This is a genomic window from Microbacterium trichothecenolyticum, assembly GCF_000956465.1.
Classification (GTDB): Bacteria; Actinomycetota; Actinomycetes; order Actinomycetales; family Microbacteriaceae; genus Microbacterium; species Microbacterium trichothecenolyticum.
Window position 1 is genome coordinate 63,046 of record NZ_JYJA01000037.1, and the last position, 14,966, is coordinate 78,011.

The 14,966-nt window shown below is 72.3% G+C and carries 15 protein-coding genes; 9 read left to right on the forward strand and 6 right to left on the reverse strand.

Annotated features, from left to right (window positions below; genetic code table 11):
• Positions 1-165 precede the first annotated feature (165 nt).
• Positions 166-741, forward strand: a complete 576-nt coding sequence (locus tag RS82_RS21550; protein ID WP_045300203.1) for a DUF2510 domain-containing protein — start codon at positions 166-168, stop codon at positions 739-741.
• 7 nt (positions 742-748) lie between these two features.
• Here the strand turns inward: RS82_RS21550 and RS82_RS13250 are convergent, their stop codons facing one another.
• Complete coding sequence (locus RS82_RS13250) at positions 749-1,486, reverse strand: NUDIX hydrolase (protein ID WP_045300205.1); 738 nt, start codon at positions 1,484-1,486, stop codon at positions 749-751.
• 152 nt (positions 1,487-1,638) lie between these two features.
• On the opposite strand from RS82_RS13250, the gene RS82_RS13255 reads away from it, so the two are divergent.
• Positions 1,639-3,273, forward strand: a complete 1,635-nt coding sequence (locus tag RS82_RS13255; RefSeq protein WP_045300207.1) for an FAD-dependent oxidoreductase — start codon at positions 1,639-1,641, stop codon at positions 3,271-3,273.
• 200 nt (positions 3,274-3,473) lie between these two features.
• On the opposite strand, the gene RS82_RS13260 is transcribed toward RS82_RS13255, so the two are convergent.
• Positions 3,474-4,796, reverse strand: a complete 1,323-nt coding sequence (locus RS82_RS13260) for a M18 family aminopeptidase (protein WP_045300209.1) — start codon at positions 4,794-4,796, stop codon at positions 3,474-3,476.
• A gap of 226 nt (positions 4,797-5,022) precedes the next feature.
• Between RS82_RS13260 and RS82_RS13265 the strand changes: the two genes are divergently transcribed.
• From RS82_RS13265 to RS82_RS13295, 7 genes are all read left to right on the forward strand, one after another.
• Positions 5,023-6,009 (forward strand): aggregation-promoting factor C-terminal-like domain-containing protein, encoded by a 987-nt coding sequence (locus RS82_RS13265; RefSeq protein WP_045300212.1) that lies wholly within the window; start codon positions 5,023-5,025, stop codon positions 6,007-6,009.
• Positions 6,010-6,085: 76 nt separating this feature from the next.
• Positions 6,086-6,763 carry a response regulator transcription factor gene (locus tag RS82_RS13270; RefSeq protein WP_045300581.1) on the forward strand — a complete coding sequence of 226 codons (678 nt, stop codon included), beginning with the start codon at positions 6,086-6,088 and terminating at the stop codon, positions 6,761-6,763.
• A complete protein-coding gene (locus tag RS82_RS13275; protein WP_045300214.1) occupies positions 6,763-7,797 on the forward strand; it encodes a sensor histidine kinase in 1,035 nt (344 codons plus the stop codon). Before RS82_RS13270 ends, RS82_RS13275 begins: the two co-directional genes overlap by 1 nt.
• A gap of 84 nt (positions 7,798-7,881) precedes the next feature.
• Entirely contained in the window at positions 7,882-8,406 is a 525-nt protein-coding gene (locus RS82_RS13280; protein ID WP_045300216.1) for a hypothetical protein, read from the forward strand.
• Positions 8,407-8,439: 33 nt separating this feature from the next.
• Complete coding sequence (locus RS82_RS13285) at positions 8,440-9,858, forward strand: ferredoxin reductase family protein (protein WP_052676832.1); 1,419 nt, start codon at positions 8,440-8,442, stop codon at positions 9,856-9,858.
• A 30-nt stretch (positions 9,859-9,888) separates the two neighbouring features.
• Complete coding sequence (locus RS82_RS13290; protein ID WP_045300218.1) at positions 9,889-10,449, forward strand: FMN-binding protein; 561 nt, start codon at positions 9,889-9,891, stop codon at positions 10,447-10,449.
• Positions 10,446-11,303, forward strand: coding sequence for an FAD:protein FMN transferase (locus RS82_RS13295; protein ID WP_084695640.1), 858 nt, complete (start codon positions 10,446-10,448; stop codon positions 11,301-11,303). Before RS82_RS13290 ends, RS82_RS13295 begins: the two co-directional genes overlap by 4 nt.
• Here the strand turns inward: RS82_RS13295 and RS82_RS13300 are convergent.
• The 4 genes from RS82_RS13300 to RS82_RS21860 all read right to left on the reverse strand — a co-directional run bounded on the left by RS82_RS13300 (position 11,234) and on the right by RS82_RS21860 (position 14,890).
• Positions 11,234-11,578: a DUF2200 domain-containing protein gene (locus tag RS82_RS13300; RefSeq protein ID WP_045300220.1), complete on the reverse strand. Its 345-nt coding sequence runs from the start codon at positions 11,576-11,578 to the stop codon at positions 11,234-11,236. The genes RS82_RS13295 and RS82_RS13300 overlap by 70 nt on opposite strands.
• Positions 11,579-11,842: 264 nt before the next feature.
• Positions 11,843-12,802 carry an NAD(P)-dependent alcohol dehydrogenase gene (locus RS82_RS13305; protein ID WP_045300223.1) on the reverse strand — a complete coding sequence of 320 codons (960 nt, stop codon included), beginning with the start codon at positions 12,800-12,802 and terminating at the stop codon, positions 11,843-11,845.
• A gap of 70 nt (positions 12,803-12,872) precedes the next feature.
• Positions 12,873-14,141 (reverse strand): acyltransferase family protein, encoded by a 1,269-nt coding sequence (locus RS82_RS21855; protein WP_245619610.1) that lies wholly within the window; start codon positions 14,139-14,141, stop codon positions 12,873-12,875.
• Positions 14,066-14,890: an acyltransferase family protein gene (locus tag RS82_RS21860; RefSeq protein ID WP_245619611.1), complete on the reverse strand. Its 825-nt coding sequence runs from the start codon at positions 14,888-14,890 to the stop codon at positions 14,066-14,068. The genes RS82_RS21855 and RS82_RS21860 overlap by 76 nt, the downstream gene beginning before the upstream one ends.
• Positions 14,891-14,966: the final 76 nt, after the last annotated feature.

A 14,966-nucleotide genomic window follows, 5' to 3' on the forward strand; every position in this document is an offset into this window, starting at 1 on the left:
GGGCCCGGGAAGGGGCCGGATGCCGCAGGCACGCGTCGCTCGGATGACTCGACGAGCGACATGCGGGCGCGGCCGCACGTCGGATCAGATGAAGAAGTGGAAATGCACGGCTCGAGCATAGCCGCCGCAGCTGGACACCGCCCGGGCACGAACTACGCTCGGACCATGGCGACGCAGCCCGCACCGGGGTGGTACGAGGACGGCTCCGGCAAACAGCGCTGGTGGGACGGCACGCACTGGACCGACCAGTTCATCGACCTGCGCGAGCGCGACACCGAACTGCGAACGGATGCCGGACCCGCCGCATCCGGCCCGGCACAGGCAGGGTGGTACGACGACCAGCGCGGCCGCACACGCTGGTGGGACGGCCGGCGCTGGACGAGCGAGGTGCGCTACAGCGGGCAGGAGCAGGACTTCACCGGCGTCGTGATCGATGGTCGGTGGATCCACTTCGGCGACCTGAGCCAGCCTGTGAGGGAGGTCGCGGCGTCCGCCGACTCGGGCGATGCGCTGCTTCGGCGCCCGGAGTTCACGAAGGCGGCGGTCGAGAGGCGGATGTTCGGGCCGGCCGGCCCCATCACGCCGCGCACGCTCAACAGGGCGATCACGCGTGCAGCACCGCACCTCGTGATCGCGGGGCCGCAGCTATGGGTCTCGCCGTTCCCGGCGGCGCGCGATGCCGAGGCCCGCCGCTTCATCACCTGGGTGAACAGCAGCGCCGACCACTACCGTTACCGCTGACGGGTCTTCAGTCGGGCAGCGCGAGCGGGAGTTCGCGCCCGTCGTCCCACGGCTCGGTCCAGCCGAGGCGGTCGAACAGCGCGTCGAGGACCATCCCGGTGAATCCCCACACCAGGTGCTCGCCGGTCGCATGCCGCACGAGGAATCCGGGGCCGCGCCACTCCTGCCCGCCGCGACGGATCACCGTGACCCCGCGGTTCGCCGGGCTGAGCAGATCGGCGACGGGCGCACGGAAGACCTCGGCGGACTCCGCCTCGTCGACGACGCGGACCGGTGACGGATGCCGCCACCACGCCAGCACCGGAGTCACCACGTGCTGCGAGAAGGCGAGAGGGATGTCGACGAGCTCGCCCAGCACCTCGACGCCGGCGGGGTCGAGGCCGGTCTCCTCGCGCGCCTCGCGCAGCGCCGCGGCCACGGGGCCGTCGTCGCCCGGATCGAGACGGCCGCCGGGGAACGCGACCTGCCCCGGGTGCGCGCGCAGCGTCGTCGCGCGCGACAGGAGCAGCACGTCGAGGTCGCGCGACACGGCGTGGGCCTGCGCGTCGTGATCGCTGGGGAGCGTGTCGAGCACCCCGAAGAGCATGAGCACCGCCGCCGGGCGCGGATCGGCCGGTGAAGGCAGATCCACCAACGCGCCCGCTCCGGTCGCGGAATCGTCGGCGAGCGCGGCGAGCTGGGCACGCGCACCGAGGGCATGACCCCGGCGCGGCTCGCCGGTCTGCGGAGTCGACGGCTGCGGCATCCGTTCAGGCTACGCCGCATCCTGGACACGCGGTCCCGGCTGACGGAACCGGCTGTTGACCGCCGCTCGGCCGTGCCGCTACGTTCGCCCCGTGGCGCACCGGCGCCATCGGGCGCACCGCGCCGCGTGTGCCTGCGCTGCTGGGGAGCCGCATGATCACCGTCGAAGGCCTTCGGGCCCTGCACGTCTTCGCCGAGGTGCCCGACGCGGCCCTCGCCCACCTCGCCGGCGCGGTCGAGGACATCCGGCTCGTGACGGGCGAGTACTTCGCGCACGAAGGCGACACTCGGGCCCTCTTCGTCGTGGTCGAAGGGGTGGCCGAGATCACGAAAGTGGTGGGCGGCGAGGAGCGCGTCATCGGCACGCGCCGGCCGGGTCAGTTCTTCGGCGAAGTCCCGATGACCCTCAGCACGCCGTTCCCGGCGAGCGGCCGTGCCGGGGAGCCGACGCGCGTGCTCAAACTCGAGCCCGCCGTCTACTACTCGCTCGCCGCGGACGCGCCGTCGGTCCCCGACCGGGTCGCGGGGCTCGCGCGGCGGTACCTGGACTCGCTCCAGACGATGGCCGCCGAGCAGCACGAGTACGAGGTGCGGCTCATCCATCCGCGACGCAGCGCCCGCGCGCACCGCGTGATCGGGTTCCTCTCGCGCAACCAGGTCGACTTCGAACGCGTGGACGTGGATGCCGCCGCCGACGCCCCGCACTACCCGCTGATCGAGCTCGCGAGCGGCGCGCGGTTCGAGAATCCGACGATGCGGCAGATCGCCGAGGCGGTCGGGCTCGATGTGACGCCCGCAGCCGACCGCTATGACGTCGTGATCCTGGGCGCCGGCCCCGCCGGTCTTACCGCCGCCGTGAACGCCGCAGCCGAGGGTCTGCGGACGCTTGTCGTGGAGACCTTCGCGCCCGGCGGCCAGGCGGGCACCTCGACGCGGATCGAGAACTACACCGGATTCCCGTTCGGCATCTCGGGCGACGACCTGGCAAGACGCGCCTTCACACAGGCGAAGCGGCTCGGCGCGGAGATCGTGGTCACGCGCACGGTCGAGGCACTGGACCCTGAGACGCGCGAGCTGACGCTCGACGGCGGCGACGTCGTGCGCGCCGAGGTCGTCATCCTCGCGACGGGCGTGGTGTGGCGCACGCTCCCGGTCGAGGGCGTGGAGCGGTTCCTCGGCAGCGGCGTCTACTACGGCGCCGCGCGCAGCGACTCGGCGGTGGCGCAGGGTGCGGACGTCTGCATCATCGGCGCCGGGAACTCGGCCGGGCAGGCGGCGCTGTTCTTCAGCAGGCACGCACGGTCGGTCACGATGCTCGTGCGCGGCGAATCGCTCGAGTCGAGCATGTCGCGCTACCTCATCGACCAGATCGCGGCGATCCCTGCGATCCGCGTCGAGACCCGCAGCGAGGTGGTCGGACTGCACGGCGCCGATGCGCTCCGCGCCGCCGACATCGCCGACCGCCGCACGGGCGCCGTCGAGGAGCGCGACGTCGACGTGCTCTTCGTCATGATCGGGGCCGACGCCGAGACCGCGTGGCTGCCGGCTGAGATCGCGCGCGACGCGCGCGGGTTCGTGCTCACTGGGGCGGATGCGGCGGAATCGGGTTCGTGGCACCATGCGCGCCGCCCGTTCGCCCTCGAGACGACCGTGCCCGGCGTCTTCGCGATCGGCGACGTGCGGTCCGGCTCGGTGAAGCGCGTCGTCGCGGGCGTCGGCGAGGGCGGCGCAGCGATCGCGTTCACGCACCAGTACCTCGCGCTCGGCGCGGCCGCACCGCGCGCCTGACTGCGCGCACAGGATCGGAGGCTTCGCCCGACGCGCCGGGTGGCGGCATCCGTCGCCGGCGTGTCTCCCCGAACTTCCGATTCTGCGCCCGCGGTCGCACCCTCGCGGGCGCACAGGATCGGACGCCTCTCGCGACACGCCGGGTGGCAGCATCCGGGTCCCGGCGTGTCGTCGGACAGGTCCGATTCTGTGCTCGGGCGTCAGGCGCGGAAGTAGGTCTCTGCGACGCGGGCGAGGTCCCACAGGTCGCTCACGCCGGCGAGCTCGCGTGCCGAGTGCATGGAGAGGATCGGGATGCCGACGTCCACGGTGCGGATGCCGAGACGGGTCGCCGTGATCGGGCCGATCGTCGATCCGCACGGCACCGCGTTGTTCGAGACGAACTCCTGGCTCGTGACGCCCGCCGCGGCGCACCAGCCGTTCCAGGCGGCCGCGCCGGCGGCATCCGTGGCGTACCGCTGGTTGGCGTTGATCTTCAGGATCGGGCCGGAGCCGAGCACCGGCTGCACGACGGGGTCGTGCTTGTCGGGGTAGTTGGGGTGCACCGAGTGGCCCACGTCGCTCGAGACGCACCAGGACGCGGCGAGCGCACGCAGCTGCTGCTCGCGGTCGGCGCCCAGCGACAGCCACAGCCGCTCGAGCACGTCGGACAGGAACGGACCGGCCGCGCCCGACCGGGTGCCCGAGCCCACCTCCTCGTGGTCGAAGACGGCGAGCATAGCGATGTGGTCGGCGTCGTGCCCGTCGGCCGCGCGCTCGAGGGCGACGACCCCGGCGTGCACGGACGCGAGGTCGTCGAGGCGGCCGGAGGCGAAGAAGACGTCGTCGCGTCCGAACGCCGCACCACGCGCGGCGTCGGCGGTGACGACGTCGTAGCCGCGGACGCGCGCCGCGTCGACGCCGGCCTCGCGCGCGAGCTCGCCGAGGATGTCGGCGGACTCCGCCTCGCCGAGGCCCCACACCGGCTGGGTCTGCGACTGCTTGTCGAGCGCGAGGTGGTCGTTGACCTCGCGATCGAGGTGGATCGCAAGCTGCGGCAGCCGCAGCAGCGGACCGGTCGCGGCGAGCACGGCCGTGCCGTCGTCGAGCACGAGGCGACCCGCCAGCCGCAGTTCGCGATCGAGCCACGAGTTCAGGAGCGGGCCGCCGTAGATCTCGACGCCGGCCTGCAGCCAGCCGAGCTTGCCGGTGGTCGGCTTCGGCTTGAGCTTGAACCCCGGCGAGTCGCTGTGGGCGCCGAAGATGCGCACACCCGTCGACGCCGACGCACCCTTCGGCACGACCCACGCGATCGCCGCGCCGTCGCGCACCACGACGTACTTCCCACCGGCGGGAGCCGGCCACCCGGCCGCCTCGTCGAGACGCGTGAACCCCGCGTCCTCGAGGCGGCTCGCGACCTCGGCAGCGGCGTGGAAGCTCGACGGCGACGCCGCCACGAACGCGGCGAGATCGTCCGCGTGCGCGAGGGCTGCGGGGCGGGCGGGAGCGATGGACGAGGGCACGGATGAGCCTCCTGTAGACATGCGGCGGGTGCTTCGATCGTAGTTCGGAGGACCTTCCCAGGGCGCCCAGGGAGCGGGATCTGAGCTCTTGACCTGGCCTTTTCAGACTTTGCGCTCACATGTAACGTTCAGGTAACGCACCGGAAGCGTCCAGAAAGGCCCGGGAGACTCGGGGACTTGTGCCCGCCCGAACGGTCACGACGCGCCGCCCGATGGCGCATTTCGCTGATACGGAACCCGGTCTTATATGCGCTCCCACACGTCTCTTCTGCCCGCACGTCGCACCGTCCGCCGCGCCGAACGCCGCCTCCGCCGCCGCCCGGTGCTGGTCGCCGCGACGCTCGCAGTAGGCGTGCTGGCCACCGCCGCGTTCAGCACGGCGACCCCCGCGTCGCAAGCCGAGGCGTCCGGCGCGCTCACGAATTTCGCGCTGGCGTCGTACTCCACCGCCTCCGTCAAGGCCGAGGCTGCCGCAACTCCGAGCGCCTTCGAGAAGACGGTCGCCGACGCGGACGCAGCGGTGACCGCCGCGACCACCGTCGCCGCCGACATCGCCACGTCGGGCCTCGACGTCGGCACGCCCGACACGACCGTCGACACCTCGGAGCTCGAGGGTGCCGTCGCTCAGCTGAAGCGCGCGCAGTCGCTCCCGGCCGAGTACACGACGGAGGTCACGGATGCGGTGACCACCCTGACCGCGTCGGTCAACGAGCAGGCGCAGGGCCTGCGCGGCAAGCTCGACGCCGCGATCGCGCTCAAGGCGCAGCGGGAGGCGGAGGAGAAGGCCCGCAAGGAGGCTGAAGCCGCCGCAGCCGCCAAGGCCGCCGAGGAAGCCGCCGCCGCGGCCGCCGCGAAGAAGTCGTCGGCGCCGCGTTCGTCCGGCGGCGGCGCGCCGGTGTTCGCCACCGGCGGCGCCGTGGGCGGCACCAGTCCTGCCGACGCCCAGGCGACCGCCCGATCGATGCTCGGAGGCTACGGCTGGGGCGACGACCAGTTCGGCTGCCTCGTGTCGCTGTGGAACAAGGAGTCGGGCTGGAACTACCAGGCCTACAACCGCTCGAGCGGCGCCTACGGCATCCCGCAGGCTCTTCCCGGCAGCAAGATGGGCAGCGCCGGTGCCGACTGGCAGACCAACCCGGCGACGCAGATCGCCTGGGGTCTCGGCTACATCTCGGGCCGCTACGGCAGCCCCTGCGGCGCGTGGAGCCACTCGCAGTCGACCGGTTGGTACTGATCAACGCCGCGAAGCTCATAGGCGATCCATAGCGCTCGCCTGACAGCCTCGAAGAGGGCACGTCCAGACTGTGGACGTGCCCTCTTCGTCATCTCCGCCGTCGCCCGGGCCGCGTCTGCTGTACGTCGAGGACGAGGCCGAGATCGCCGGCATCGTCGTCGAGATGCTCGGCGACGAGTACGACGTCGACCACGCGTCGACGGGCGAGGAGGGGCTGCGTCTTGCGCTCGGCCGCCGCTACGACGTGATCGTGGTTGATCGCCGCTTGCCCGGCATGTCGGGCGTCGAACTCGTCGGCGCCGTCCGCACGGCGCGCATCGCGACGCCCGCACTCATGCTCACGGCGCTCGGCGCGGTCGACGACCGCGTGACCGGGCTCGACGCCGGCGCCGACGACTACCTCATGAAGCCGTTCGACTTCGCCGAGCTGCGCGCCCGGCTGCGCGCGCTCCGCCGCGGGCGCGGAGCCGGCGATCGCCGCGAGCTCGGCGACTGGGTGTTCACCCCCGCCTCGCAGGCGCTCTACTCCCCCGCCGACGGCCGCATCCCGCTCACGCAGGCCGAATCCGAGCTGCTGGAACTTCTGACCTCGAGCCCCGAGCACGTGTTCTCGCGCGACGAGATCCTCGCTCATGTGTTCCCCGGCGGCTCGGCCACCACGGTCGACACCTACGTGCACTACGTCCGCCGCAAGTCGACGCCCGAGATCATCGAGACCGTCCGCGCGCGCGGGTATCGCAGCGGGACACCCTGATGAGCGAGCGGACGGATGCTGCCACCGCCGCCGACCGCCGGCGCGTGCAGCAGGCAGCCCTCCGCGCCGGGGTCTGGGTGGCCGTCGCCGCGGCGGCGGTGGTGGCGATCATCACCACGGTCATCGTCGCGGTGATGTTCGCGACCTCGCGGCCCGAGCACAGTCCGCCGCACGGTCCCGGCGGTGGGGGCTGGGACGGACCGGGTGATCGGGTGATCGACCTCGACGACGTCGTTCCCCTCGCGATCCTGATCGGGCTGATCGGCGTCGTCGCGCTGGGGTTCGTCGCCTGGTGGGCGTCCAAGCGGGCGGCGCAGCCGCTGGCGGATGCCCTCGAGGTGCAGCGCACCTTCGTCGCCGACGCCAGCCACGAGCTGCGCACGCCCCTGACGACCCTCACCAGCCGGATCCAGCTCGCACAGCATCGGGCTGAACGCGGCGGCGACGTCGACGCCGTACTCGCCGATCTGCGCCGGGATGCGATGGTGATGGATGCGGTGCTCACCGACCTGCTGCTCACGGCCGAGACGGCCGGCGCCCGCGCCGGCGACGGCGGCGCCTTCGCATCGGTCGCCGCCGCCGCGCACGACGCCATCGCGGTCATCGAGCCTCGGGCCGCCGCGCGCGGCGTCGCACTCATCGCCGAGGCATCCGCCGATCTGCTCGTCTGTGCCGACCACACCTCGCTGACGCGCGCGCTGATGGCGCTGCTCGACAATGCTGTGCGCTACTCCCCCACCGGCTCGACGATCACCGTCCGCGCACGACCCGCCGGGCGCCGCGTGGAGATCAGGGTGGTCGATGAGGGCAGCGGCATCGCCGGCATCGATCCCGATCGGCTGTTCGACCGCTTCGCCCGTTCGACCGACGTGGCGAGCGAGGACGGGCGACGTGGGTTCGGGCTCGGCCTCGCTCTGGTGCGCGACATCGTCACGCGCTTCGACGGCAGCGTGCGCGTCGAGAAGACATCGCGCGCCGGCACGACGTTCCTGCTGGATCTGCCCTCGGGCGGCCGGCGCGCGGGGGAACGCTGAGGGTTCCCGGGCGCGAACCTATGAGAATGCCCAGATCGACCGACTCTTTGAGCATTCTTGGAACCTCGGAGGGACAGTGTGGTCATGTCCGACAGCACCCCTGAAAAGCCCGGCGGCACGCCCGGCGAGGCCGCACCCACCGAGCCGGTCGCTCCCGAGTCCGCCCCTTCCCGACCTGCGGCGCCCACCCCGGCGATGACGCCTCTCCCGCCGCAGCCGCCCGTCGCGCCGGCGTCCCCCACACCGGATGCGACACAGGCCGCTCCGGTCGCTCCGGCCGCAGCGGCCGCACCCGCGACCGCCACGGAGACGCCGACGTTGCTGCGGCGCACGTGGGTCAAGGTCACCGGTGCCGCGGTCGCCGCCGTCCTGCTCCTCGGCGTCGGCTTCGGCACCGGTTGGGCGGCGGGCAGCGCCCGCGGACCCGTCGGGGCTCCGGTCGGCTGGAACCAGGGCGGCCACACGCCGGGCAGCCCCGGAGACGGCTCCGGGCAGCGCGGCGGCCCCGACGACGGCCGGCAGAACCGCGCACCCGGCGGTCCGGGTCAGGGCGACCCGCACGGCGACGACGCCGACTCCGACTCCGGGACCGAGTCCGACGGCTCCTGACCCTCCTCCGCCGACCAACCCTGAGGAGCAGCCATGGCTACGATCGCGTCACCGACCGCACCGCTCGCGCTGCGGCGTCCGTCCCTCGCCGCAGGGCGCCGCCGCGCTGCCGCGTGGAATGCCGGCGCGATCGCCGTCATCTGGCTGACGAGCCTGTTCGTGGCGGCCCTGTGGGTGTCCGGCGGTGGAGTCGACGCGGTCCTCGGAGAGGGCGCGGAAGCGCTCAACGCGGTGGGGCGCCTGTGCGGCCTGGTCGCGGCGAACCTGCTGCTGTACCAGGTGCTGCTCATGGCGCGGGTGCCGCTGTTCGAACGGGGATTCGGACGCGACGGCATCACGAGGATGCACCGCGTCGTCGGGTTCTGGTCGTTCTGGCTCATGCTCGCGCACATCGCGCTGCTGGTCGCCGGCTACGCGGCGGTCGCACAGGTCAACCCGTTCGTGCAGCTGTGGGAGTTCGTGTGGGACTACCCCGGCATGCTGCTCGCGACGGCGGGCGCCGTGCTCATCGTGCTCGTCGCGGTCACGTCGATCCGGCGGGCACGGCGCCGGCTGCGGTACGAGTCGTGGCACCTGCTCCACCTGTACGCGTATGTCGGCGTCGGCATCGCACTGCCGCACCAGCTGTGGGCCGGCGCCGACTTCACGGCGTCCGCGTGGGCGACCGTCTATTGGTGGACCCTGTGGGCGCTCGCGGCGGCCGCGATCGTCGTGTTCCGCCTCGGGGTTCCGGCGGCACAGTCGATCCGGCACGGCCTGCGGGTCGCCGCGGTCGAGGCCGACGGCTCCGGCGGGGTGACCGTGCGGATGCGCGGACGCCGGCTCGATCGCCTCGCCCCACGTGGCGGCCAGTTCTTCGTCTGGCGCTTCCTCGACGGCCCGGGGTGGTCGCGCGGCCATCCGTTCTCCCTCTCGGCCGCACCCCGCGGCGACGAGCTCGCCATCTCGGCGCGGATCGTCGGGGACGGCACCGCACGGCTCGCCGGGCTTCGCCCCGGCACGCGGGTGCTCGTCGAGGGTCCGTACGGCCGGATGACCGGAGAGGCACGCTGCGGGCGCAAGCTGCTCCTGGTCGGCGCCGGGGCCGGGGTCGCACCACTCGTGTCGCTGCTGGAGTCCGAGCCGTTCGCTGCGGGCGAGGCCACGCTCGTGACCCGCGACTCGACTCCTGACGCCGCGCTGCGGGGCGCCGCCATCGCAGCGCTCGTGCGTGATCGCGGACTGCGGCACGTTCCTCTCGACGGACCGCGCGCGTCGTCCGCAACGCCGTGGCTGCCCGCGTCCCACGTCGCATGGAACGGCGCCGATGCCCTCCGCCACCTCGCGCCCGACCTCGCCGATTACGACGTGTTCGTCTGCGGTCCGCAGCCGTGGATGGATGCCGTCACTCGCGACGTGCGTGCAGCCGGGGTCGCGCCGGCCCGCATCCACACCGAGTCCTTCACGATCTGAGGCCGTCATGCACCCTTCCAGGAGTCCGAGATGAAGAAGATCGTCTACGCCGTCCTCGCCACCGTCAGCGGCCTGGTGCTGCTGTTCAGCTACCGCACCTCGCACATCGACGCGATCCAACCGGTCGCCGCAGACACCGCGAGCACCTCGTCGAGCTCATCCGGCTCGACACGGAGCGACGGCAGTGGCACCGAAAGCGAGACCGACACCGGCACTCAGACCGGCAGCGGGGCCGAGACCGACGCGGGCTCCGGCGATTCGACATCCGGGGCGACGGGCTCGGACGCGGGCTCCGGGTCGTCCACGGGACTCTCCGACGGCACCTACACGGGCTCGTCGGCGAACACCCGCTTCGGCCCCGTCCAGGTGCAGATCAGCGTCTCGGGCGGGCAGATCACCGACGTGCAGGTGCCGGAGTACCCGTCGGGAAACCCTCGCGACCGCCAGATCAACCAGCGCGCACTCCCCGTGCTCGTCGCCGAGACCACCGCGGCCCAGTCCGCCGACATCGACATGGTGTCGGGCGCGACGTACACCAGCCAGGGCTACCTGCAGTCGCTGCAGAGCGCGATCGACCAGGCACGGGCATGAAGCGTCCGCACCGGCATGTGGAGGTCGCCGACATCATGGGCACGGCGATCAGCGTGCACGTGATCGGTGACGTCGACTCTCACGTGTTCGCCGCCGCCACCGCCGCCCTCTTCGACGAGCTGCGCCTCGTGGATCGGGTCTTCTCGCCGTATCGCGACGACTCCGATCTGCTGCGCGTGGCGCGCGGCGAGCTCGCGATGGTGGATGCCTCGCCCTGGGTCGCCGAGGTCGCCCAGGCATGCGCGCAGGCAGAGTCCGACACCGGCGGCCTGTTCACCGCGACGTGGGCCGGGGTGTTCGATCCGACCGGGTATGTCAAAGGATGGGCCGCGGAGCGGACCGCCCGCACGCACCTCGCCCCGCTGCTCGATCATCCCGGCGTGGTCGCGGCGGGGATCAACGCCGGCGGCGACCTTCAGCTCCTCACCGCGCCGGGAGCCGATTGGACCTGGAACGTCGCGATCGTCGATCCCGCCGACCGGGCGCGGGTGCTCGCCACCGTGCCCGTGCGCGATGGAGCCGTGGCCACCTCGGGGAGCGCGGAGCGTGGCGCGCACATCATCGATCCGAGATCCGGCCGCGCGGCGGCGGGAGCCGCGTCGGCGACGGTGGTGTCGGCGAGCCTCGCCCATGCCGATGTCTGGGCCACCGCGGCTGTCGTGGCCGGATTCGACGACCTCGGGTGGATCGGACGCGCGGGCCCGACGACCGGCCTGATCGTCGACGACGCCGGCCGCGTACGCCGCTGGCTCGACGGCGTCGAGGTGGGCGTCGACCCGGTCGATCAGGCGGCGCGGAGGATCTTCTCCATCGACTTGCCGCGGGCGAGTTCGTCGACGAGCTTGTCGAGGTAGCGGATCTTCTGCATCAACGGGTCCTCGATCTCCTCGACGCGCATGCCGCAGATGACGCCGGTGATGAGCGAGGCGTTCGGGTTGAGGTCGGCGTCCGCGAAGAAGTCCTCGAAGGTCGTGTGCTCGTCGATGTGCTGCTTCAGCTCCGCGTCGTCGAATCCCGTGAGCCACTCGATGACCTCGTCGAGCTCCGCGGTCGTGCGTCCCTTCTTCTCGACCTTCGTGACGTAGAGCGGGTAGACCGAGGCGAAGCTGATCGTGAAGATCCGGTGCATGCCGACAGGCTAATGCCGCTCGGATGCCTCGGCACCCGGCATCCGCAGTCCCAGACGAAGAAGATGGTCCCGGTGGGTTGCCCTCCCACCGGGACCATCACGCGTCGACGGGAGACGGTACGGCGACCCGAACGCCGAAGCTCGACCGCTACGCGTTGAACTGCTTGTGTTGCTCCGCCAGGTTATGCATCGCCACCCGGATCCGTCTGCCCGTTGACATGCTCCGCGCCGAACTGGTAACCGCAGCCTGGCACCCCTGATGGGTCACTCCCTGCGCACCGCCACCACGACCTTGCCGAGGGCGCGGCCCTCACCGTGCCACGCGAGAGCCTCGGGGACCTGGTCGAGCGGGAACACGCGATCGATGTGCACCTGCACCTCTCCTGCCGCGCAGCGTTCGGCGACCGGCACGAACGCGGAAGGCCCCTGGCGCACGAAGAGCACACCCAGGTGCTTGCGGGTGAGGACCCCGACAAGCGCGCCGGCGGTCAGCATCCGTACCAGTGTCCTTGCCGTTCCGCCCACCATCACGCACCGGCCGTCCTTCGCGAGCGCGCGGGCGTAGGCGAACACCGAACGGCGGGCGACGAGGTCGACGATGAGGTCGTACGGCCCCTGTCGGGTGAAGTCGTCGCGGCGGTAGTCGATCACCTCGTCCGCGCCGAGCGCGCGAAGGAAGTCGAGCTTGCCGGCGTTGTCGACCGCCGTCACGTGCACGCCCTGCTGGACCGCGAGCTGGATCGCCAGGCTCCCCGATCCTCCGCCGGCGCCGTTGAGCAGCATCCGTGCTCCCGGCTCCGCCAGTGCGACGGCGTGCGTCGCGATCGCCGCGGCCTGCGGAAGAGCGGCCGCCTCGGCGAACGACAGCTGCACGGGCTTGGGAGCGAGCATCGACTCGGGCACGGCGACGAACTCGGCGAACCCTCCGTACCGAGGCATGATGTCGCCGAACACCGCGTCGCCGACCGCGAAGCGGGTCGCGCCGTCGCCGCCGGCCGCGACCCGGCCGGCGATGTCGGAGCCGAGGATCCCGCGGTGCGGCCGGAACAGCCCGCCGAGCCGGGCGTAAGCCGGGCTGCCGTGCAGCCCTTCCCAATCCGACAGGTTGACCGACGTCGCGAAGACCTCCACGAGCACCTCGCCGGCGCCGGGCACCGGCCGGGGGATGTCGCGCAGCTCGAGCCGCTCGGGCGACCCGTACCGCTCGTACATGACCGCGCGCATGTCCCCATCGTCGCGGGCGCGAGGGGCCGCGCGCAACGGCCGACCGGCCGGTGGCGGAGTGCCGTCGCAGTCACCCTCCTGCATGAGGCGGCAGCAGGGGCTGCAGCGCCCTGCCGAGCACGTGGGCCATGTCGGCGCTGATGGCGGCGGTGAGGTGGTGCGAGTCGCGGTAGACGAGCGTGTTGCCGATGATCGGCGGGCAGGCGTCGGCGTCGCAGAGGTACTCGTTGAGGTCGACGAGCGGGATGCCGCGCTTCGCGGCCGCCGTAGCCTCGCCCTGACGCGCGGGTCCTTCGAGCGCGACCGTCCGCGGTTGCGCGCAGGCCGCGGCGTCGGACAGGTGCGCCGACAGGCAGGGCGCCGGATCCTCACGCATGTCGGGGGTGTCGGCCATCATCGCGACGGGCGCGTCGATCGCGTCGAGCGTGCGGCCGAATGCCGCCGCCCACGTCTTCGCGTCGTCGTCGACGCCCGGGGCGAGCTCGGGGTCGGTGAACGTCGCCAGGACCACCAGAGCAGGCGGCGAGGCGTTGATGCGGTCGATCACGGCATCGCGCCATTCGGGGCACTGCGGGTACGGCGCACCGCGGCGCAGCGACTCGATGTCGGCGGCGGGGCATGAGCTCTTCGTGTGCACCTCGACGGAGTACCCCGCCGAGGTGGCGAAGCCCTCGAGCGCCGGGAACCACTGCGCGGCGTGCGAGTCGCCGAACAGCACGATGCGTGGCGCCGCGGGATCCCCGTACACGCAGCCCTCGGCGTCCGTGGAGGCGATGCCCAGCATGCAGCCGTCGTCGTAGACCTCGGGGAGACTGTCGCGCGCGTCCCGCAGCGCGGGCGCGAGGTTGTCGGGCACGAAGTCGGTGCCGCGCGGGGCGTCGGCGATGACGGTGCTCGACGCCGCGCGCTCCGCGTGCAGCGACCGGGTGTCGGCCACCGCGTACGCGGCGCTGGCGAGGCCGAGGCACGCGAGCGAGCCCGCCAGCGCGCCCGCCAGCGTGACGCGCGCCCGCCGCTTCGTGAGCAGCGGTGTCCGCCGCACCGGGTCCTCGACGAACCGGTAGAGCAGCCACGCGACAGGCACGCACGCGACCGCGATCAGCAGCGTCATCCACAGCGGGAGCTCCCCCGGCAGCGCGGTGCCGGGGAGGACGATCGCCGGCCAGTGCACGAGGTACAGCGAGTACGAGATCGTTCCGAGGAACACCATGCCGCGGGCGGACAGCATCCGAGTCGGTCCAAGCCGCGACTCGCCCGCCGCGATCACGGCAGCCGTGCCGAGCACGGGAAGGGCGGCCGCCGCGCCGGGGAAGAGCGTCTCGGGCGAGAAGAAGGACACGGACGCCGCGACCGCCGCGATGCCCGCCCACCCGAGGAGAGCGGCCCCCCGCTCCCCCACGATCCCGGGCCGCCGCTGCAGCAGCACGGCCACGAGCCCCCGACGCAGAGCTCCCACGCGCGCGAGGGGAGCGAGAAGAACGCCCACGGCTGCGCGGTGAACGTGAGCCACACGCAGAGCGCGAACGACGCGGCCACCACCCCGATGAGCACCCCCAGCAGCGCGCGTCGCGACCGGGCCAGCACCCAGACCAGCGCGAGCAGCGCCGGCCACAGGAGATAGAACTGCTCCTCGACGCCGAGCGACCAGTAGTGCTGGAACAGCGACGGGTTCGACGACTCGGCGAGGTAGTCCGAGTTCGCAGAGGCGAAGAAGTAGTTCGGCACGTAGAGCGCCGTGGCGACGGCGGCCGCCCAGAGGTCCTTCATCAGCAGCGGTGGATACCAGATGAGCGCGGCTGCCACCGAGAGCGTGAGCACGACGAAGGACGCCGGCAGGATGCGTCGCGCGCGTCGCGCGTAGAACTCCCCGAACCTCAGCGTGCCGTGGCTCTCCAGCTGTCCCAGGAGGTGGGACGTGATGAGGAAGCCCGAGATGACGAAGAAGACGTCCACGCCGACGTAACCGCCGGGCAGGAACGGCACTCCCGCGTGATAGAGCAGGACCGACCCGACTGCGATCGCACGCAGTCCTTGGATATCGGCGCGAAAACCCGAGTGGTCGGGCTGGGCGCTGACTCGGTCCACCACTCGAGCGACTGTAGGCCGGCGGGGTGAACAGCTGTCACCCCCTTGACGAGAGGCCGGGAGCACTCCACCATTCGGC

What these genes read in the sequence shown, in the direction of transcription:
- RS82_RS13300 (WP_045300220.1), bottom strand. Translation starts at nt 11,578, where the DNA reads ATGCACCGGATCTTCACGATCAGCTTCGCCTCGGTCTACCCGCTCTAC.
- RS82_RS13260 (WP_045300209.1), bottom strand. Translation starts at nt 4,796, where the DNA reads ATGTCTACAGGAGGCTCATCCGTGCCCTCGTCCATCGCTCCCGCCCGC.
- RS82_RS13280 (WP_045300216.1), top strand. Translation starts at nt 7,882, where the DNA reads ATGTCCGACAGCACCCCTGAAAAGCCCGGCGGCACGCCCGGCGAGGCC.
- RS82_RS21550 (WP_045300203.1), top strand. Translation starts at nt 166, where the DNA reads ATGGCGACGCAGCCCGCACCGGGGTGGTACGAGGACGGCTCCGGCAAA.
- RS82_RS13305 (WP_045300223.1), bottom strand. Translation starts at nt 12,802, where the DNA reads ATGCGCGCGGTCATGTACGAGCGGTACGGGTCGCCCGAGCGGCTCGAG.
- RS82_RS13250 (WP_045300205.1), bottom strand. Translation starts at nt 1,486, where the DNA reads ATGCCGCAGCCGTCGACTCCGCAGACCGGCGAGCCGCGCCGGGGTCAT.
- RS82_RS13255 (WP_045300207.1), top strand. Translation starts at nt 1,639, where the DNA reads ATGATCACCGTCGAAGGCCTTCGGGCCCTGCACGTCTTCGCCGAGGTG.
- RS82_RS13265 (WP_045300212.1), top strand. Translation starts at nt 5,023, where the DNA reads ATGCGCTCCCACACGTCTCTTCTGCCCGCACGTCGCACCGTCCGCCGC.
- RS82_RS13275 (WP_045300214.1), top strand. Translation starts at nt 6,763, where the DNA reads ATGAGCGAGCGGACGGATGCTGCCACCGCCGCCGACCGCCGGCGCGTG.
- RS82_RS13290 (WP_045300218.1), top strand. Translation starts at nt 9,889, where the DNA reads ATGAAGAAGATCGTCTACGCCGTCCTCGCCACCGTCAGCGGCCTGGTG.
- RS82_RS13285 (WP_052676832.1), top strand. Translation starts at nt 8,440, where the DNA reads ATGGCTACGATCGCGTCACCGACCGCACCGCTCGCGCTGCGGCGTCCG.
- RS82_RS13295 (WP_084695640.1), top strand. Translation starts at nt 10,446, where the DNA reads ATGAAGCGTCCGCACCGGCATGTGGAGGTCGCCGACATCATGGGCACG.